General features: G+C 45.9%; 12 protein-coding genes. 5 read left to right on the forward strand and 7 right to left on the reverse strand.

The genetic code is table 11. The annotated features are described in order from the left end of the window. Positions 1-326: 326 nt before the first annotated feature. From QUA74_RS26505 to QUA74_RS26535, 7 genes are all read right to left on the reverse strand, one after another. Positions 327-1,607 (reverse strand): glycosyltransferase family 4 protein, encoded by a 1,281-nt coding sequence (locus tag QUA74_RS26505; protein ID WP_333203476.1) that lies wholly within the window; start codon positions 1,605-1,607, stop codon positions 327-329. 109 nt (positions 1,608-1,716) lie between these two features. Next, positions 1,717-2,445: a class I SAM-dependent methyltransferase gene (locus QUA74_RS26510; protein ID WP_333234976.1), complete on the reverse strand. Its 729-nt coding sequence runs from the start codon at positions 2,443-2,445 to the stop codon at positions 1,717-1,719. A 138-nt stretch (positions 2,446-2,583) separates the two neighbouring features. Further along, positions 2,584-7,938: a glycosyltransferase gene (locus QUA74_RS26515; RefSeq protein ID WP_333334932.1), complete on the reverse strand. Its 5,355-nt coding sequence runs from the start codon at positions 7,936-7,938 to the stop codon at positions 2,584-2,586. Positions 7,939-7,980: 42 nt separating this feature from the next. Then, entirely contained in the window at positions 7,981-9,501 is a 1,521-nt protein-coding gene (locus tag QUA74_RS26520; protein WP_333334934.1) for a methyltransferase, read from the reverse strand. 15 nt (positions 9,502-9,516) lie between these two features. Further along, positions 9,517-10,929: an ABC transporter ATP-binding protein gene (locus QUA74_RS26525; RefSeq protein WP_333334936.1), complete on the reverse strand. Its 1,413-nt coding sequence runs from the start codon at positions 10,927-10,929 to the stop codon at positions 9,517-9,519. A gap of 134 nt (positions 10,930-11,063) precedes the next feature. After that, on the reverse strand, positions 11,064-11,915 hold the full coding sequence (locus QUA74_RS26530) for an ABC transporter permease (RefSeq protein WP_445251671.1): 852 nt from the start codon (positions 11,913-11,915) through the stop codon (positions 11,064-11,066). A gap of 181 nt (positions 11,916-12,096) precedes the next feature. Beyond that, entirely contained in the window at positions 12,097-12,636 is a 540-nt protein-coding gene (locus QUA74_RS26535; RefSeq protein WP_333334939.1) for a hypothetical protein, read from the reverse strand. Positions 12,637-12,710: 74 nt separating this feature from the next. On the opposite strand from QUA74_RS26535, the gene ruvB reads away from it, so the two are divergent. From ruvB to QUA74_RS26560, 5 genes are all read left to right on the forward strand, one after another. Then, positions 12,711-13,808 (forward strand): Holliday junction branch migration DNA helicase RuvB, encoded by a 1,098-nt coding sequence (gene ruvB, locus QUA74_RS26540; protein ID WP_333334942.1) that lies wholly within the window; start codon positions 12,711-12,713, stop codon positions 13,806-13,808. Positions 13,809-14,090: 282 nt separating this feature from the next. Beyond that, complete coding sequence (gene recN / locus QUA74_RS26545) at positions 14,091-15,845, forward strand: DNA repair protein RecN (RefSeq protein WP_333334944.1); 1,755 nt, start codon at positions 14,091-14,093, stop codon at positions 15,843-15,845. A 602-nt stretch (positions 15,846-16,447) separates the two neighbouring features. Then, positions 16,448-19,630 carry a GAF domain-containing protein gene (locus QUA74_RS26550; protein WP_333334947.1) on the forward strand — a complete coding sequence of 1,061 codons (3,183 nt, stop codon included), beginning with the start codon at positions 16,448-16,450 and terminating at the stop codon, positions 19,628-19,630. A 454-nt stretch (positions 19,631-20,084) separates the two neighbouring features. Continuing rightward, a complete protein-coding gene (locus QUA74_RS26555) occupies positions 20,085-20,633 on the forward strand; it encodes an inorganic pyrophosphatase (protein ID WP_333334950.1) in 549 nt (182 codons plus the stop codon). A 160-nt stretch (positions 20,634-20,793) separates the two neighbouring features. Next, positions 20,794-21,390, forward strand: a complete 597-nt coding sequence (locus tag QUA74_RS26560) for a protein kinase domain-containing protein (protein ID WP_333334952.1) — start codon at positions 20,794-20,796, stop codon at positions 21,388-21,390. Positions 21,391-21,397: the final 7 nt, after the last annotated feature.

Genomic DNA, 21,397 nt, shown 5'->3' on the forward strand with positions numbered 1-21,397 from the left:
CGGCAATCGTTTGGGAGTTTATTGTTGCCGAATCTATCTTGCTTTACCTCTGCTTAAATATCTGCGGAATGCGGGATGCAACGCCGGAAAATAAGCCGGACGGGCGGGACGCCCATCCCACAAAAAAAATCAAAATCATCCCGCTATTATGCAGCGCCTAAATTATTGATCTCGAAGTTAGTTTGCGACTAGCCTAGAAGGGATTAACGGACTGCTTTCCATTATGCAACGCCGGAAAATAAGCCGGACGGGCGGGACGCCCATCCCACAAAAAAATCAAAATCATCCCGCTATTATGCAGCCCGTAGTCCTGACTAACTTTATTACTAAATTCTCACTGCAAAAGATGCTGCTAATTCCCGTTCTGGTTCCATACCAACTGTAGGCGGCATGGAACGATTGGCTACTTGCTCAATTAGTTGTAAATGTTGCGGCAGCATTTTAGCTAAACTGTAGCGTTCTAGGGCGGTTTGACGGGCTTTGATGCGAATTTCTGCCATGCGGGTAGGATGGTCTAAAACTTCATCAATGCGATCGGCTACTTGTTTTGGTGAGAAGTAATCGACTAGCAAACCGTTTTCTCCATCGCGGATAACTTCTCTGACTGGCCCAGTGTCGGAACCGATTACTAAACATCCGGTTGATAGAGATTCAATCATCGACCAAGATAGCACAAAAGGTCTGGTCAAATAAACGTGTACATCGGATGCTTGAATTACTTTTAAATACAGTCCGTAAGGTAGGGGGCCGACAAAGTGAACTCGCGACAAATCTAGCGGCACTTTTTTGAGCATATGGTCTTTGTAAGACTCGCCGTTGGGTAAAGAACGCCCATAACAAACTCTTTCTGAACCAACGATTACGACGTGACAGTTGGGGCGGCGTTCTTGTACATAGGCGATCGACTCAATGAATTCGGGAAAACCTCGGTAAGGTTCCATTCCCCGCGATACGTAGGTGACAATTTCATCAACGCCAGACAAGTCTAAGTTAGGCAAAACCAGTTTAGCACCGGGGTCTGGTTTGAAGTAATCGGTATCTACGCCGTCGTGGAGTGTGGATAATTTTTGTTGTAGTTCTGGCGGAAATTGCGATCGCTGCCAATAAGTGGGCGACAAACCCCAATCGCAAGAATATAAATCGATCAGAATCGGCGCATTTTTGATTCTAATTCTGGCCATATCATCCACTGTTAAAGGTTCTGCTGGATCGAAATCTGCGTCGGAACCAATAGCATGATAAAACCACTCGAAATAACACAAAAGCGGGGTATTTGGAAAAGCTTCTTTGACAAATAATGTCGGCCCCCAACCGGAATGTCCGCAGATAATATCGGGTACAAAACCGTCTGCTTTGAGTTGTTCTGCCATTCTAAATACGGCTTGTCCGTAAATGACGGCACTTTCTAAAGGGCGGACGTATTGGTGAGTCTGCGCGTGGGGTTCCCGGCTGGGGGTAAATGCTGCTTTGCGAACGCCGGGAATGTTCCACTCTGGGCGCTCGTTTTTAGTGCCGAAAACAATTTGATTTTTGGGATCGGCGCCTAAAGCCGTGATAATGTGGCGGTATTGGGCGGGGAAGTTGGGATGGAGAAATAATGCTTTCATTGTCAGTTGTCTGTTGACTGTTGACTGTTGACTGTTGACTGTTGACTGTTGACTGTTGACTGTTGTTAGTGGGAAGAAAATATTTTGAGGCGGCTAAAAAGCTGTGATTTTATTCATTGGGAGTTGGTGCTTTGCAGATCCAGACACAATCTCGCGGTACTGAAGATGTATTTTTCAGGATGATTTCATAGTTTAAATGATGGAGAAATTTTTCCATAATTGTATCAGTCATAACTGAAAATGCTGTGCCGTCTCTGTGCCCTAGCAAGTTTTTGTCCCACTCGCTTGCGAATTTTTGCCATCCTAATTCGCTAAAAATATTTGTGTGGTGAAACACGCAAATTCGATCGCCCCGCAGCAGTTTTGGAATTCGAGTCAGGTAGTTGAATATATCTACAGGCTCTACGTGTACCATTGTATCGTAACAAAAGCAGACATCGGCTGAACCTGGAGCGATGCCGTCTAATGTTAAACCGTCGAGTTTGACGTAAGAAACGCGATCGTCTCCCAAGCGCGATCGCGCGGCTTGCAGCATTTGACTGGAAATGTCTGCACAAATTAGTCGATCGCAATATTTCAGCAACAACGAACCAGTTTTTCCGCCGCCGATACCAATTTCTAAAACCGTATGTTCTTTTTTGATGTACGGTGCAATAAATTGCTGTTCTATCAGCGCTTCGTATTCGGCTAGGGAGTTAGCGGCACCGGCAGCTTTACCTATCCATTCGTCGCCAATATGGGCAAGTTCGGCATTAGTTTTTTGCCACTGTTGGGCGTAACTGTCCCATGCTCTTTCATAATCTACTCTTGGGCGATCGGTCATTTTTTCATCGTTCATTTTTGATTATTTTATAGTATTGATGGCTCAATTTTAAATATGTTCCGCAAGTCTTGGCAAATTATATCAAATCCTGCCCCAAGCCTACGAGTTGATTTACTGCGCTTGGCTGGGCGGGACGCTGACATTGTAAGATGACTAATGACTGCTGAAATATGCTTCCCAGAAAATATCTGCATAAGCTTGAGTCATTTCCTCAAAAGTATTAAGTGAATCCAAGACATATTTAGCGTTTTCAGCTAACTGCTGCCGCAAAGATTTATCCTCCAATAAACTAATCAAAGCTGCAACTAATTCGTCCGGGCGATCGGGCGTATAAAACAAACCATTAATTCCCGGCCTCACTTGTTCTTTAATCCCAAAAACTGGCGATGTAACAATTGGCAAATCCCAGGCCATCGCCTCCAAAATCACTCTTGGGAAACTTTCGACGCGAGAAGTGCAAACAAAAATATTAGCCGCTTTGTAATATTTTCCCGTCTCCCCAGTTTCCGGTACTACTGTCACCCTTTGCCGCAACTCTTGGGGCAATTCCCCCACCAAATCGGCTAATTTATTGCTGTAAATACTCGGGCGATCGCCCACAATAAAACACCTAATTTTATTGTGCCATTTGTCAGGTAAAAGTGAAAGTGCTTTAACTAAATCCTGCTGTCCTTTGCGTTCGCATACCGTTCCCAGCAGCAAAATTACCACATCTTCCGCTGCAACACCTAAAGTTTTTCTAGCCCATTCAGAATTGTCCGAATTTTCCAGTTTGCTCAAATCTAAGCCGTTGTGAATCACTGTAAAATTGTGGTGGCTGTTGAGAGGTAAATACCTGTCCCGCGTTGCATCCGCCACAAAAATCACCTTGTAAGGAAAGCGAAAACACTCTAAAGCTCTCGCCGCAATCTCCGAACCAAACCTGTTAAAATAAGTTTGCCAAGGTTCGCTTTCGTGCACGTTCCACACTGTAGGAGTTCCGATTTGCCGCGCCGCATCAACTACAAAAAAGTTTTCTAAAGTATTGGCATAAATTGCATCTACTTTTAAACTTTCCATTTCTTTGCTAAAACTGCGGATGGCTTGATCATAAGCATCGCGCTGGTAGATGTGTTCGAGAGGATTGTCGCGCACAATTACTTCAATTCCCTGCTGTTCGTAAGCTTGACGCAGGGGCCCCTCTGTTGTGCAAAGTACGATCGGCTTAATCACACCCTCAGCCGCCAACTTCACCGCGATTTCGTACTGATGCAGCGGCGCACCAGTGAAATCCAGCGAATTGCTGCACATCAAAAGGTTGATAGGATGTATAGAACTGTTTGCTACTGATAACAAACCACACTCAGCACTTTCTAATTCTTCCTTATTTCTGACATCCGTTACATCCGTTACATCCGTTACAAAATCCGTTGCCGAACCTTCTCCCTTCATAAAAACCCGTCGAGGTTGAATATGAAAATACTCATCTTCTAAAGACAAGTGAGGACTGTAAAAACTGTCATTTTTGCCCGCATACTTACGCCTAAAAGCCGCCACTTCTTGAGGATTGTCGGTAAAACCCCTAGAAGTTCCCTCTTTGTGCAACAACTCCGCATCGGGACAATATACGCACCGATAACCCCGTTCTAACAGCCGGTATCCGTAATCTGCATCATTGTAAGCAACAGCAAAATTCTCTTCATCAAAACCGCCTAATTCTAAGAACAATTGACGCGGAGTAATCGTGCAAGCGGCTGTTACCGCAGAGTAATTTCGCGTTACCATCGCTTGAGAAAGATAGCCTCGATTATTCTTGTCCATCAGCTTAAAAGCGTGACCCGCCAAGCCGTGATGCAGCCCGTGAATTACGCCCGCGTGCTGAATTCGGCCGTCGGGATATAACAGCCTCGCGCCGACTGCACCCACGCCAGGGATTTGAGCGTATCCCACCATTTGACTCAGCCAGCGCGGGTTAATTACTTCAGTATCGTTGTTCAAAAACAAAACATATTCGCTATCCACTTGTTCGGCAGCGCGGTTGTTAATTGCTGCAAAACTAAACTTGCCGTCAGAATTTTTTATCCGCAAAACTTGGCAATTTAATTGCTTTAAATATTCCAGAGTTTTAGGTTCGTCGCTTTCGTTGTCGATAACGGCTACTTGATAATTTTTATAGGTTGTAGTTTCTAGAGAATCCAGACAGGCTTTCAGCAATTTGAGCTGATTTTTAGTAGGAATAATTACCGTTACTGATGGGCCGTTATCCGGGAAATCCTGGGCAAATATGCCCAAATTTTCTTTAATCGCCCATGCGTGCTGAGCGACATTGCCGTTAATTTTGCGGCGGTTTAGTGCGTCTTGAATGGCTTTTTGACCTGCGGCAAAACTGGCAGGTTTCGCGGCACCAGATATGGCGGTAGAACCGGGTGCGGTTCGCCAGTGATAGAGCACTAACGGCAGGTGCGCTACGTGGCGAGAAACCTCGGTTGCTCTCAAGGCAAAATCGTAATCTTGCGAGCCTTCTAAACCTATCCGCAAACCGCCTATTTGTTCAAAAATGTGTTTTTTTACGGCGCATAAATGACCAAGATACATATAGGAAAGCAGCAGTTCCGGCGACCATTGTGGTTTGAATTGCGGGGCGAATCGGCGACCTTTGGTGTCGATTTTGTCGTCGTCGGAATAGAGAAAATCGGTGGCTGGATATGAGGCAAAATATAGGGCGACTTCGCCTAATGCGTCGGGAGTGAGTTCGTCGTCGTTGTCTAAAAACAGGATGATGTCGCCTGTTGCGAGGGCGGCGGCGCTGTTGGTGGCTGCGCTGATGTTGCCGTTTTCTGTGCGAAATGTGATGCGGATACGATCGTCCTTTTGAACCCAGTTTTTCAAAGTGTCAGCAACAGTGAAATCGGTGCTGCAATCGTCGGCAATGCAGAGTTCCCAGTTTGCATAAACTTGATTGATTACGCTGTCGATCGCACTTTCGAGAAAATCTATCTGCGGGTTGTAAACTGGCATTACTACCGAAATTTTGGGCAGCGGTTCCCGGCAGGATGTTAACCGAGAAATCAAGTAATCGCGCGCGCGATCGTTCCATTGATTCACCTCCAGCCAAGCGTCATATCTATCAATAGGTTTAGGCACCACAAAACCCGCAGGCGGCAGCAATTCCCCAGGCGCAGTAAACTGTTTTTGCTGCCGATAAATCTTCCCTAACTGGCGGAGCACTTTCACAATTTCCCAAGGCATCGGCACAATTCTGCCGAGACGCTGTTTTCTTTCCCTCGCCCGCTGCTGAATTGCGGCTGTAAACCTTGATAACTCCTCAAACTTATCTGCACTTCGCTGCCAGATATGGTAGCGCCGCACAGTCAATTTTTTCGGCGCTTGAAAAGACAAAATTTCCCCGGTTTCTAACTCAGCTTGCAGAGAAACGTGCCATTCGCCCGGAGGCAAATCGACAAGGGCCTCAAAACCGCTTTCCGAACTGTTAACCCAGTCAGGAAACACTTCGCCGACATCTTTTCGCCGCAAACCGTAGGCGCATTCTACAGAAGTATCGCCGCACAACAAGCTTAATTTAGCAATTTTGCGATCGTGGTGGCAGCACCAACCTGCAAACAAAATTTGACCCTGACGCTGTTCCCACACCACTGGTACATCTAACGATGCTTGAATCGTTGAAACTAACAACGGATAAGCTGCCAATAAATGCCATTTACCTCGTTCATCTTGCGCTTCCAGTAGCACTTCGTGCCGTCCAGCAGGCGCTTTCAATTGAATTGTAAAACCTGATTTCTTCGCAGCCGGAATATTAGAGTGTGCTAGCGCTATATCACTTCTATCTATCCCGTAAACGCCTGCGAAACTCTGGTCTTTAATTCTAGCGCGGACTGCTGTAGTCTCTCTTTTTTGGTTAAAAACCCAGCCGACAATTAGCAGGCGAGAATCACAAACTTGCCAAGTAGTGGGTTGATCTAACGAAAAAATAAATTTAGGGAACAAGTCGCGGATTTTGCGCTGAACTTCCCACAACTTTTCTCTCACTTGCCACCATATTGAAGACTTGATTATAGCAAGTTCTGCCCGAAAAATTTCATTTTCCTGCCGGGAGTGTTCTAAGTTTTCCTGAGTATCCTTTAATCTTTCCTGATTTTGAGTTTGTGCTGTTTCTAGCTGAATTAACTCAGCTAACTTTTGCTGCAATATAAATTCAGTCTCTTCAAATTGTACCTGAGTTTGCCCTAATTCTGCTTCTAATTCTAATACCTTCGCTAAAGCTGTTTGAAATTGCGATTCTTTGCCTGCAAGCTGTACCTGAGTTTGTCCTAATTCTGTTTCTAATCCGAGGAGTTTTGCTAAAGCTTCTTGAAATTGCGATTCTTGGCCTGCAAGCTGTACCTGAGTTTCGCCTAATTCTGCTTCTAATTTTAATACTTTTGTTAAAGCTTCTTGAAATTGCGATTCTTTGCCTGCAAGCTGTACCTGAGTTTCGCCTAATTCTGCTTCTAATCCGAGGAGTTTTGCTAAAGCTTCTTGAAAATTTGATTCTTGGCCGGCAAGCTGTACTTGAGTTGCTCCTAATTCTGTCTCTAATCCCAAAACTTTTGCCTGGGCATGGTGAAATTGTTCTTGCCACTGTTTGAGTTCGGAAGAGCTGGTTTTTTGCTGTTTTTCCAGCAAGCGGATTTTTAGCCACTCTTCAAATGGCCAGATTGGAGATGCTGGGAAATGAATAACTTGAGCGCTCACATCTTTCGATTCGCTGCTCAGATTGCCAGCTTGGGTTTCCAAAAGTTCATATAGTTCTAATGCTTCGGGAAAATATTTTTCTATTAAACTCGGTCTGTGACTTTTGACAATATCGTTGACTAATAAAGATTCTTCAAAATTGTCGCCCGGTATCGCACCTAAGTTAACGTTAAATTTTTCGTTGACTCGATCGAGGAAAAGTTCAGGAGTGTTGCCTATCGGGTAAACGTTGGCTAGGAGACAGCGATGGGGGAAACGTTCGTAAAGTTCTAAAACTTTTTGATTGTAGTGAATCCACATTTTTACTGCCATTTCGGGATTTTGCAGCAAGCTGAAATCGGTTCCTCGGCGGTAAAGGGAATCGACTACTTCCCAGGGCGATCGATAAACACAGATAAAATTAGCTTCGGGGAGCAAAGTCAGCCAAAAATCCCAAAAAAGGGCGGTTCGTGGGTCTTTCCAACCCCAATGTTTATGAGTTTGTTGATTTTGGTCGATCGCCCGTTTGGCGATTTCCACGTATTCTGCTGCTACGGGAATCGTTTTTTCCAACGTACATCCGAGTTCATCAATACCGTGCGATCGCAAAACACTTTTGTGAAACTCCACAAAATCAACATTCTCGAAATGACCTTTGACATTTCCGTCTGCCGGCCCCACTAACTTTTTGCCAATATCAACCCCGACTTTCTGAAACAAAGAAGCTGTTAAAGACGTACCGGAACGGTGCATTCCGGTAACAATAAAAACCGACGGTTTGCTGTCATTTGTACTCACAATTTATCTCCCTCGCCCTAATTCCCACACCAAATTTACTCGCTACTCTCCCGCTAAGCCCAGGGAGCGCCTGACTTGAAACCACGCGCTTCTGATCTTCCAGAACTTGCTGCTTTCCATTGCTAAAACTCGACACTTCGCTTGCTCTAGTTCTTGCTTGAGATTAATTAGCTGATATTCTGTTTTCTCCAACTGCATTTGCACAGATACTAACTGATTTTGAGTTTGCTCCAATTGCGTTTGAGCTGAAACTAATTTAGTTTGAGCTTCTTGCAAACTGGTTTGAGATTCTTCCAACTTTGTTTCAGTAATCATTAACTTACTTTGATTTTGCTCCGATTCTATCCTAGTCGACTCTAACTGAGTCTCAAGTAATTTGAGTTTTGTCTGAGTAGACCCCAACAAAGACTGCGATTGTCTTTGGTTAACCAGCGATTTAACAGTGCAAGTTTCCAGAATCCATTCCAAATCATAGTTATTGATTGCTTTGACTATTAACACATCCTGCAGCGCCACAGTGTTTTTGGGTAAATAACAGCTCCACCCCGACTGCAAAGCCCCATCAGTTTCAAAATATCCAGCCACATCAGGGCGATCGTAAAAAGGCTCGCACCTCTGTACAACCTCGCCGTTTACCAGCACTTGCAGCTCCTCAATTCGACCGTCGAGGTTCACATCAGCTACCCATCCTTCCAGATACAAATTCTCCTTATTCGTGAAAGCAGCAACATCAATATATCCTTCCGGATGATGATGGAATTTCAACTCCGAAAAATCTCTAACTAACTCATTTGTGACAACATACAAATCCTGAAACCTGCATATGCCTTTTTTGATGCGGTGAACAAAAGCTTTGCCTCCGCTAATTTTCTCGACACATTCTCTCACAAACTTTTCAGTTACATAAGTTGTGCCGTATTCCTCCTTATCTAAAGACTGGCTTTCGCTTTGAGGACTAAACAAAATACCATTAGCCGGCATTTCTATATTGGCTAGGCGCAAACACTCATCGTGAACGCTGAACATCAAAATGCCGTTAGGAGTCAACAAATCGTACAAATTTTGTAACCAACTTGTAAAAGTTCTTTCCGGCATATGACTGAAAAAAGAATTAGCCAGAATACAGTCAAACTTTCGGTCAATTAAATAATTTTCTGGTTTTCCAGTTGAGACAATACCGTTGACGCCCAAGTATTCAGTTTGAAACTTAACCGCGTTAGCATAAATATCCGAAACCCAAATTCTTTCCGGCGGTATTTCCTGAATCAAAAACCGGGTAAATCGACCGTAACCGCAGGCAAAATCTAGAAAAGACGGTACTTTTTCAAAACTGCCAAAATGCCATTCCACAACTTGTTTAACCGTATCTAAGATGCGACGCCCGATCGAGTAATAGCGCACCAAAGCCCGATCGCGATCGTCTTTGACGTTGTTCAAGCTGAACAAATACATTTCATCGTCTTCGCAGATATTCAGTTTAAAATTTTCGGGAAACTTAGCTTGATCTTGAATAAATGCTTTGATTACGGGATTTTCGACTAAATCTAAATTGATATCGCTCATTGTTTTTACAGAATTTTAGATAACCTCTGTTGACTGCTCTTTCACTAGAGAATCAGCATTAACAACAGTTAAACACGGTTCTATCAGCAAGTCAACGATGCCGTTACCGCAGGACTCAGTACAAGACTGAACTCTAAACATCGCCACATCAACACAGCGATCCAGATAAGTTAAATCTCCATCTACCGTTCCCACAACGCCAGCATTCAAGAAATAAACCCCGGGATTCAGCAAGCATTTAAAATTAAACTTAACTACAATTGTCGTTCCCGCTTCCACATACCTAACTGACTGAGTAGAAGCCTTCAAAGAAGCACCCGCCAACTCAAAACCGCTAATTGTTTTAATCAACATTCCAAACCTAACTTTGGAAGTTGACCGGGAGAAAGTGACAGAGTAAGTATAAATATAATCTTGACGACCGATCAAGTGATTTACCACATTTCCCTTCAGCGTCTCGATGTGGGGGTTGATAATTTCCGCTCCGCGAGACGGATACCTTACCGTATTGGACGGTATCATCCCCGGATCGTAAAATTCATCATAATATTCCTTGGGTTTAGAGAGATGTTGCTCTGGTTTAACTTCCCTCTTTGTGCTTTCTAAATTAGCCTCCTGAAGCTGGTCTTGACTTTCCTGTTTTGTCAGTTGGTTCAGAGCTCGAATATCTGACTTCAACCCCAGAACCTGATCCGGATCGGCATAAATCAGCTTTTGATACTTAGAAATTACCACCTTCGGCGTGTGAGCGAGCAGCAATTCACCGCTATCCATTAAAATCGCCGAGGTACAAAGTTGCACCACAGAAGTAGCAGCGTGAGAAACAAATAAAATCGTTCCCCCACCTTCCTGAATGCTTTGCAAGCGGGCAAAACACTTGCGTTGAAAAGCTTCGTCGCCCACCGAAAGCGCCTCGTCAACCACCAAAATATCTGGCTCGACGCTAGTCGCAACGGCAAAAGCTAGCCTGACAAACATACCGCTAGAATAAGTCTTGACTGGCTGTTCAATGAAATCGCCAATATCAGCAAAAGCAGCTATATCGTCAAACTTTTCTTCAGTTTCTTTTTGATTGAATCCCAGTAACTGAGCGTTAAAAAACACATTTTGTCGCCCGGTAAATTCCGGGTTAAACCCGCTTCCGAGTTCCAACAAAGCGGAGACTCGCCCTTTAACATCCACGCTTCCTGCGGTAGGAGTCAGGGTTCCCACAATTATTTGCAGGAGAGTGCTTTTCCCCGAACCGTTGCGACCGACGATTCCCAGAGTTTGTCCTTGAGGAATTTCCAGATTAATGTCGTGTAGGGCCCAAAATTCGTCAGCCAGTTTTTTGCTGGGGTAAATAATTTCCTTTAAGCGGTCTCCTGGACGATCGTACCGCTTAAAGCATTTGGAAACATTTTTTAGTGAAATTACATTTTCTGTCATTGGCGGCAGTCAATCGATTTTAGATTTTAGATTTTAGATTTTAGATTGACTTGAAATCTCAAACATATTTACAGCACAATCGATTTTAGATTTTAGATTTTAGATTTTAGATTGACTGTAGATATCACACAAATTTACAGCACGTCAGCAAAAGCGGGACGCAAACGCCGGTAAACCGCCAAACCTCCACAAAATATAGCAGCAGAAATTAGCGTGGCGACACCCCATTCGCCCCAATGCTTAACTTCTCCAACCAGTATGAGGTCTCGATAAACCTCCGAGATGGCGGCCATTGGATTTAGCCAAAATATCCACCCTCGCCACTCTTGGGGGATGATTGATGCTGGGTAGACGATCGGCGTCAAATAAAACCAAAAATTTAGAATAACACCTAATGTCTGAGGAATGTCTCGCAAAAATACAGTCAAGCCGGCTGTCAAATATCCCAAACCAGCAGTTATCAGCAACTGAGGCACCCACACCAACGGCAGTAAGCATAAAGTAGCGTTGAGCTTTTGCGACGATACTGCTACTATCACAATCAAAGCTGCTAAACCCAGAGAACTTTCAAGAAAAGCTGTAAAAATCGGCACTAGGGGCAGTAAACCGAGAGGAAATACCACTTTTTTGACTAAATTAGGCTGCCCCACCACGGATACTCCCGCCTTGATCAAACCGCTGGTGAAGGCAGTCCAAGGCAGCAAACCTGCAAACAACCAGACTCCAAATGTAATGTCGCTGTTTTCTGGGAAGCCTGCAAGGCTGAGCTTTACCTTGAGGACGATCGAAAATACATAAGTGTAAATCACCAATTGCGATAGCTGATTCAGCAGCGGCCACAAATTGCCCAGAATCGAGCCTTTGTATTGAGATTCCAAGTCCCGGCGCACCAATGTTGCCAGCAGATTCAGCTTCGCCCACCGCCGGGGCGTACTTGCCTGCCGCCGCCGGCCCAGCCTTCGGGCCTTTTGGGCAACTTCTTTCACAGTTCTCTGCAATTTTTTCGCCCTCGTTCACTACCTTCACACCTAAATCAACTCAAGCTACAATTGTGCAGCTTTTGTTAAACCGCAATTATTCCACAGCCCCGCCGCTTTGATCAAGGATCTGCCACCCTAGCTTCGGCTTCTTCTTTCTTTCTTCTTTCCTCTTCCTTGGGAGGTTATTTTAGCCGATCGCCGATCGAACTGCCGAACCCATCGCTAGTTTTTGCTCGTTGTCGTAGCCCCACCGCTGGAAAAATTTTTCATACTTGCCGTTGGCGCTCTGCAAACTTTCTAGCATTTGCGACGCTATAGTTTGACAGGCTGGCATTTGCAGGATTTGAATTAAATTGCGCGATCGCTCCTGCACTCTAGCAGAATCGGCCGCCATTTCCTGCTTTTGCTGGCGCGAATGATGCACAACCATTGCCGCCGACATCGCCAAATTTTTCACCAGCAGTTCTGCTACGATCTCAGGAGCCGATCGCAGCGCCTCGACTACTCCGGGTGACGGGTGATCTGCCTCCTGTCCATCGTCCGTTAGATAGGTGACAAAAAAACCCCTAGCACCGTTCTGTGTTTTCACCAGAGATGTAACAGCTTGCTGGATGTCGGCTTGTAAAAGTCGATCGGCATCAATGAACGACAGTAAAGATTGAGTCAGCTCGATCGCCCCCTCAAAAGTTATGCTTTCCGATGCTAATAAAGAAGATGGAATACTCATAACGAACTCAATAATTTTAAAGATTCTGCTAACAACAATTGTAAACACTTCCCGCTGCCCGATCGCAAATAAATATGGCTATTATCTCCTCCAAACAACAGCCCCCCGACCCAAATCTACCCGAAGACATAGCCCCGGCTCGTCGCAAAAAAGTGGCCAAACCCGAGGCGGAATCTTTGCTAGAATCGCAAGAACTTCCCGACGAAATCAACAGCAAACAAGACGACAAAATCCGACCCCAGCGGTTAGCTGAATACATCGGGCAAAAAGACTTGAGAGAAGTTTTGGCGATCGCAATTGCAGCCGCCAAATCTCGCGGGGAACCTATGGATCACCTGTTACTCTACGGGCCTCCAGGGTTGGGCAAAACCACAATGTCGCTAATTCTAGCAGCAGAAATGGAAGTTGAATGCAAAATTACCACCGCCCCTGCTTTAGAAAAACCGCGAGATATTGTCGGATTGCTGATCAACCTCAAAGCAGGCGACGTGCTGTTTATCGACGAAATTCACCGCTTATCTAAAGTTACAGAAGAAATCCTCTATCCGGCGATGGAAGACTGTCGGTTAGATATTACGATCGGTCAAGGCAAAAGCGCCAAAATCCGCAGCATTCCCCTGAAACCCTTTACCTTAGTAGGAGCAACAACAAAAGTTGGGTCGCTGACATCTCCATTGCGCGATCGCTTCGGCTTGATCCAAAGATTGCGCTACTACGAAATAGACGAACTTAGTCTAATTGTCCAAAGAAGTGCCCAAGTTCTCGACACTCAAATCACCCCAGAAGGAGCCACAGAAATAGCCCGCCGAGCTCGCGGAACGCCCCGGATCGCTAACCGCTTGCTGCGACGAGTTAGAGACTACAGCGAAGTCAAAAACTTAAAGCCAATTAATGCCGAAGTTGCCTCAGTTGCACTCGAATTGTTCAACGTCGATCCGCTAGGTTTGGATTGGACTGATCGATGCCTTTTGACAGCAATGATCGAAAACTTTAACGGCGGCCCGGTGGGTTTAGAAACTCTCGCAGCTTCCACAGGAGAAGACACTCAAACAATTGAGGATGTATATGAACCGTACTTAATGCAAATCGGATTTTTGCAGCGGACAAGTCGGGGCAGAATTGCCACAGCGGCTGCTTGGAAACACTTAGGTTTCATCGACTCAAGGGGATAAACAAATGCTACGAACACCTGGAAAAACCTTGACTTTAGCCAGATGCCCGATAGAATAATTTAGTTTTAAGTTAATAAACCCCAATTGCATCCCAATTACCAATTAAGTAAATCGGGACGACAAAACAAAAAGCATTTTGTAGGGGCAAGTTTAGCTCAGGATGACGAGATATAAGCGAGAGGAGGAATGCAGTCAGCCTCCTCATCCATGTAATGTTTATTTGCACCTACCTAATTACCAATTAGTAATTGGTAATTACTAATTACTAATTACTAATTACCCATGTTAATATCCCTGAGAATTGAAAACTTTGCCTTAATTGACTGCCTGGATTTAGAATTTGGGCCGAGTTTGAACGTATTTACAGGGGAAACCGGCGCTGGTAAATCGATTATCCTAGATGCGATCGATGCAGTGTTGGGCGGGAAAGTCGATCGCCGATCGATTCGCACCGGAGCAACGCGGGCAATATTGGAAGCTACCTTTGAACTGGACAAAGCCGCATCTCTGTGGCTGGGCGAGCAAGAAATCGAACCCATAGACGGAAATTTAGCCGTTTGCAGCCGGGAAATTAACGCATCGAGCGGTGCTCTACGCACCAGATCGCGCTTGAACGGAATTCTCGTCAACCGCCAGTTAATGGAGCAATTGCGCGATCGGCTGGTCGAAATTACCGCCCAAGGCCAAACCGTCCACCTCGGACAAGAAACCCTCCAGCGAGAATGGCTCGACCTCTACGGTGGCAAAAAGCTCGCTGAAGCGCGATCGATCATTACCTCCGCGTGGCTGGGAGCCAACAACGCCAAAACAGCCCTCAAACGCAGGCGTCAGTCGGAACAGCAGCGACTGCAAAGACTTGATTTGTTAGAATACCAAGTCCGAGAACTCGGCGAAGCCCATATCGAAGACGCCGACGAACTCGAACAGCTAGAACACGAATCAATCCGGCTGGGCCACGTCGTCGAATTGCAGCAGCAGAGTTACCAAGTCCACCAAGCCCTGTACCAAAACGAGGGCGACAGCGCATCAGCCGCCGACTTGTTGAGCAAAGCCGAAGTAATTTTAAGCGACATGGCGGTTTACGATGTGCAGTTGCAACCAATCCTAGAAATGGTCAGCGATGCTTTAGCTCAAGCCACAGAAGCCAGCCGGCAAATTAGCAGCTACGGCGAACAATTAGAAGCAGATCCCGAAAGACTCGAAGAAGTAGAAGATCGGATTCGCGAACTCAAACAAATTTGTCGCAAATACGGGCCGCTCAAAGAAGCGATCGCCTACTATCAAAGCATCCAAAACGAACTAAACGAGCTTTTAGAAGGAGGCGAGTCAATGGAAGCGTTAGAACTCGCATATCAGACCGCTTTAGAGCAATTAAAAGACGCTTGCAGCCACCTCACTACCCTGCGGCGCGAAGCAGCCCTCAAACTAGAAACGCACCTCGTAGGAGAACTTAAGCCGTTAGCAATGGAAAAAGTGCAGTTTCAAGTCGAAATCTCGCCTTGTACCCCAACTGCTACCGGTGCCGACCAAATCGCCTTTTGTTTCAGCCCCAATCCGGGCGAACCCCTGCAACCTCTGGGCGCGATCGCCTCCGGGGGAGAAATGAGCCGCTTTTTGCTCGCCATCAAAGCCTGTTTTTCCCAAATAGAAAGCGCCGGTACGCTGATTTTTGACGAAATCGACGCCGGAGTCTCCGGGAGAGTCGCTGGGGCGATCGCCAAAAAACTCTACCAACTTTCCGACAAACACCAAGTTCTATGCGTCACCCACCAGCCGCTGATCGCCGCGATGGCTGATTTTCATTTTCGCGTCAACAAACAGACGATCGAAGCAGAACCAAGTATTGAGGAACCCGCAGCCAACTCCGAACCAGTCGAACGTACAGTAGTCAGAGTGGCCGCCCTCAACAGTGAGCAGCGGCGCGAAGAACTGGCCCAACTCGCCAGTGGCCGCTCAGCAACAGAAGCCATCGCCTTCGCCGAATCCCTGCTTGTCGAAGCCGCCGGATTGCGCCAAACTCAGTCGGCCAAACCCTAAGCAGACCCTCAAGCCGATCGTGGGGTCAAAAGGCGGAGTTTTTCCGATCCGGAGGTTACACTAAAAATGGCAACCGCAAGTTTTACAAAAAAAAGCTGAAAGCCCCGTGAGTTTAGTTACGGGATGAAAGCTAAGAGCAGCAAAATTGAGAGAAATTCTAGTTAAAAACCACAATTGTGTAGAGAAGGGCACACATCACTAGCAACTGGTAGTGTCACAATTGCGGCTAGTCCTACAAGGCCACCCCTCTTTCAGCAGTCCTCCCCCCAGTACGCATTCATGTTCCTGCGGGCGATCGGCTCAAAGATCGGCAGAACCTACTTAAACCAGGCACGCATAATGTCACAATCAGTTAATAAACCATTTAAACAACATTCGCGATCTCTAAAAAGATTGCAGCCCTCCCATAGCCTCGTTACTCTCCCACCCACAGTTCACCAGCCCTGCAAACTGAATTTCCCTTGGCCTGTGGCCGGAGTTCTGTAAACTAGGAAATACTTTCACGCATACTTGAGTCTTGTGCGACAGGTGACTCACTAATGAACTTGGCCGCTCTCTTAGCTTAGAGACTAACCCTTACACTTAAGCTTCTGTAAAGGTCTATGAAATCTGCATCTTCCCCCAATTACTCTTCTCTGGACAACGTGATTGATGTCGCTGTTGTCGGCGGTGAAAATCATCATCAGGAACACTATTCTCCCCCGGAATTTAGGAGCAATGCAATTATTCAGCGCCAAGGAAACCTCTCTGGCATTCTCGATCTCCTAAATAAGCAAAGTTTCACAGTAGTAGTTAAGGAAGTAGAAGACAAACTTAAGGTTGTCAATCAAACCCTGGGAATGCTCGACAATATCCTTGACAGCCAGGGATTCGACGCCATCCTTAACGAAATGTTGCAGTCGATTACCCTCAAAACTGGGGAATTGCTAAATGCCGCTCGCAGCACGATATTTTTATTAGACGAAGAAAAGAATGAACTCTGGGCGATCGTCGCTAAAGACGAAAATGGCAAAAGTCTAGAGCTCCGATTTCCCGCCCATGTCGGCATTGCGGGAGAAGTAGCTACTGAAAAAAAAGTGGTGAACATTCCTTATGATTTTTATAACGACCCCCGCTCGACTAACGCAAAAAAAACTGACAAAGAAACAGGATATCGCACTTATACAATGCTGGCGATGCCCCTGATTAACGAAGAAACAGGAGAGTTAGTAGCAGTCGTTCAACTGATTAATAAACTTAAGCCCAACCACGAACATTACGGTATTTTAGAGGAACAGATTGACAAGGCAGGATTTACTCAAGAAGACGAACAAGTTTTTAAAGAATTTGCTCCCTCGATTCGCCTAATTCTAGAATCTTCCAAATCTTTCTACGCAGCAACTCAAAGACAACGGGCGGCCACGGCGCTGATGAATGCCGTCAACGCTCTTTCTCAGAGCAGTTTAGACTTAGAAGATACTCTAAAAAGGGTGATGGATCAGGCAAAAGAACTGATGAATGCCGATCGCAGCACCCTGTGGCTGATCGATGAAGATAAAGACGAACTCTGGACGAAAATCCCGACGGCCGACAGCGTGAAAGAACTTCGCATACCCAGAACAGCCGGTTTTGCAGGCATCGTCGCCGAATCCGGCGAACCGCTGTTGATTCCCTTTGACGTATACGATGACCCCCGCGCCGAAACTTCCAAAAAAACCGACCAACAAACTGACTACCGTACTTGCAGTATGCTCTGTATGCCAGTTTTTAATGCAGACCACAAATTGATCGGAGTTACTCAATTAGTCAACAAAAAAAAACAAGGAGAATACCCTCCCTATAACCCCGAAGATTGGCCGCACGCCCCCGAACAGTGGAAAGCCAGTTTCAATCGCAACGACCTGGAATTTATGAAGGCGTTTAACATCCAAGCAGGAGTCGCCCTACAAAACGCCAAACTGTTTGCCGAAGTCAAACAGCAAGAACAAAGACAAAAAGATATGCTGCACGCCCTGACTAACGGCGTGATTTCTACAGATAAAAAAGGCAATATAGTAGCGACCAATCCCAGTGCCCAAAAATTACTGGGTGTCAGCGAGGCAGAATTAGCCGAAGGTCAATCTTTGCGCGAGTTAATTAAGTTAGAAAAAGGCGATTTTGCCAAATGGTTTGATGCGTCTTTGTCTCCAGAAGACGATAAGGACCGCCAGCAGTATTACCCGGATCAAGTTTTGCTGTCCTGTGAAGCAAAATCGCAGAGTATCAATCTCTCGATAAATTCTATGACGGATGCGAGCGACTCCAGCAAGGTCAACGGCGCGTTAGTCGTCATGGAAGATATTAGCGAGGCAAAGCAAGTCAAGAACTTGATGTACCGTTACATGACCCCAGAAGTAGCCGAAGCTTTGTTAGCTTCAGGGGATCATGGATTGGGCGGTAAGCGCAAAAACGTTTCGGTGCTGTTCTCAGACATTCGCAGCTATACCACACTTACGGAAAAATTGCAAGCCGAAGAAGTGGTAGTGATGCTCAACAAATATTTTGAAGTGATGGTAGATGTCGTATTCGAGTACGGAGGGACTCTCGACAAATACATCGGCGACGCTCTGATGGCAGTTTTTGGCTCTCCAGCGCCCCTAGAGGATCATGCTTGGTGCGCCATGCAAACCGCAGTGAAAATGCGGGAAAAACTGGCCCTGTTCAATCAAGATCGCGTGGCGAATGGGGAATTGCCGATCGGCATTGGTATGGGCGTGCATTCCGATGAAGTTGTCAGCGGCAACATCGGTAGTAGCAAACGCATGGAATTGACTTCGATCGGAGACGGCGTAAACCTCGCCTCTCGCTTAGAAGGCGCCAGCAAGCAATACGGCACCGACTTGATCATCAGCGACAATACTTACAGAGATTATGCCGATCGGCTGTACGTGCGAGAACTCGACTTTATTACTGTCAAAGGCAAAAGCGAACCCGTAATCGTTTACGAACTCGTCGGCATCCGCGAGGGATACTCGCCAGTGGGCAAGTCACTAACCGAAACACAGGAAAAAATTATAGAACATTACACGAAGGGGCGCGAACATTACAAAGCTCCAGTCCACCAAAGACTCTCTGAGAGTGAGGTGAAAAATATCTTAAAGGATGTCGCCGAAATGCCAGAGGCAGAGATTAAGAAACTGTCCTACACTCTAGAGCAACAGTTGGAACACGAACTCAAGAACCTGTTATATCAACTGAAAAAGCTGTCAGAGTACGACCCGAAAAACCTGTCCGAAGCAGACAAACTCATCGTACTGTTGCAGCCAGAAATCCAACTGCTGAAATTGGAAGGCATCAAAAATCTTTCGGAAGACGAAGCCAAAATTATGCTGCAAGCAAAAATCAAGCCCCTATCAGCCGACGATATTAAATACTTGCAAGAAGGCGAAGTCAAAAAGCTGTTGGAAGCCGACATCTTAGAACCATCAAATCCCCAAATCAAGCGGCTGAAACCGGCAGAGATCAGGCAGCTATTGCAGGCGAAAATTAAAAGTCGGGCCTGCGAGACAGTTGCAGAAATGTTAGAGGAGGAATTTGAAAACCTGGGACTCGATCGGGTGAAAAAACTGCTGAGCGAGTTTAAGAAAGCCTTAGAACCAAAAGCCAAGCAAGCTTTTACAGACGCCTATAGCGAATTTGACGCGGTTCTGAAAGTTGACCCGAAAAACAAGGCAGCTAAATTGCACGTCGATCGCTGTATGTTATTTCAACATGGGTTTTCAGACGTACTCAACTGGGATGGTGTGTGGAATCTCACAGAAAAATAGCAGTGGCCCACAGCAAATCCTCGCGGTGGCGTCAGGGTTCGGGGTGGGGGCGATCGCGATCGGGGGTGCGCCTCCCATCCCACCACCAATTAACCTTAATATCCTATTGAGGTAATTGTAAATAAGCTCCAACAGGTATTATGGTTATATAACCGGATTTGAATTTGCAAGCGAGATGCCGGGGGTTTCGCCCTACGTGTTTCGTTCGCACTACCTACCGCAACAAACTTAGCACTTCTATTATTTGAAGCGCTTAAAAATAGTTAGGACGGGCGGCAGCGTTACCCGGTTTCTGAGAAAAATCTTGGAGAAAGGCGACGAAACATCCGATCAAAAACCGGGTTTCTCACCCCGCCCGTGTAAGTCTTAATAGCGTTAGCGGCTCCTAAAAAGAGCTTCCTTCGCAGATAGTCAATGTTCTAGTCTTAGATATAGAAAACCACTAGCGTCAGTTATGAATAATTGGAATTCGCAATCGGGAGATGTTGAGTGGGTAGATCAGGTTTACCAACTATTGCTGGAGATTGCTCGGAGCTCCCTGTCAGATATCCCCAGAATCCCGGAAAACATCACTGTTAAGGCTATCCCTTTGATCCAGAAGGTACAAAGCATTCAGCAAAGACCTGACGGGCAAGTGTTCAAATCCGGTTCCTTTTCAGTAAACGATCACGAATGGGTCGATCGAGTCTGCCAACTATTGGTAGAACTAACCAGCGCGTCTTTGTCCGAGCAACCCAAAATGCCGGAAAACCTTGCAGGTCGATCTTTAGCCCTCGCGGATCGAGCACAAAAAATTAAAGAAGATATCGAAGAAAATGCAGCCCAAACCCCAGCAGATGAAGATGACAATTCTTTACAGTCTCCAGAGGCGCTGCTTTCCCTCTTGCACCACAGTTTGAAAGCTCAGCGCGCCAAAAGCTACAACCCCGATGCCCCCGAATGGCAGCAAGTCTTGAGCCTGCTCGACGTAGTGCAGTCAATTTACAAGCAAATCCAAAATTAAATTCAAGCTTTATTCAGGGGCGTCTTTATTGTGCGAGATCGCTGGCTCTTAAAGGCAGTTGCTCTTTAACAGAAAAACTTTTTTGCTGTAGCCCGAACATTTCTGATTATTGCACTTTTGTCAACTACACTAGGTTTAATCGGTTCTAGGGCAAGAGAACATGAGCGGACAAAACATCGGGGATTTGTCAAAACAAATATTAGCCGATCGCTATCAGTGCGATCGGCGGCTCGGCAAGCAAGCAGGACGGCAAACTTTACTCGCCCGCGACTTAAAAACCCAACAGCAAGTAGTAGTCAAACTCCTCTCATTCAGCAGCGACTTTAACTGGGAAGACTTAAAACTGTTTGAGCGAGAAGTCGAAACCTTAAAATCCCTATCCCATGTCGCAATTCCCCGATATCTCGACTCCTTTGAAATCGACACCCCCAACCGCAAAGGATTCGCCCTAGTTCAGAGTTACATCGAAGCCAAATCCCTACAAGAATATCTCTCAGACGGCCGCACCTTCAGCGAAAGCGAAGTCAAACAATTAGCCACAGCATTATTAGACATCCTCGCCTACCTTCACCAGCGACAGCCCCCGGTGATTCACCGCGACATTAAACCCAGCAATATCTTACTCAAGAATCGATCGGGTAACAGCGTCGGCGAAGTCTACCTAGTCGATTTCGGTGCTGTTCAAACCCTAGTACAGCTCGGCGAAAATAGAATACCCACTAAACCGCTAATACTTTACCCTTATAAGTCCACTTGAAGGGCTT

This window comes from Microcoleus sp. LAD1_D3, from assembly GCF_036702135.1.
Lineage (GTDB): Bacteria > Cyanobacteriota > Cyanobacteriia > Cyanobacteriales > Microcoleaceae > Microcoleus.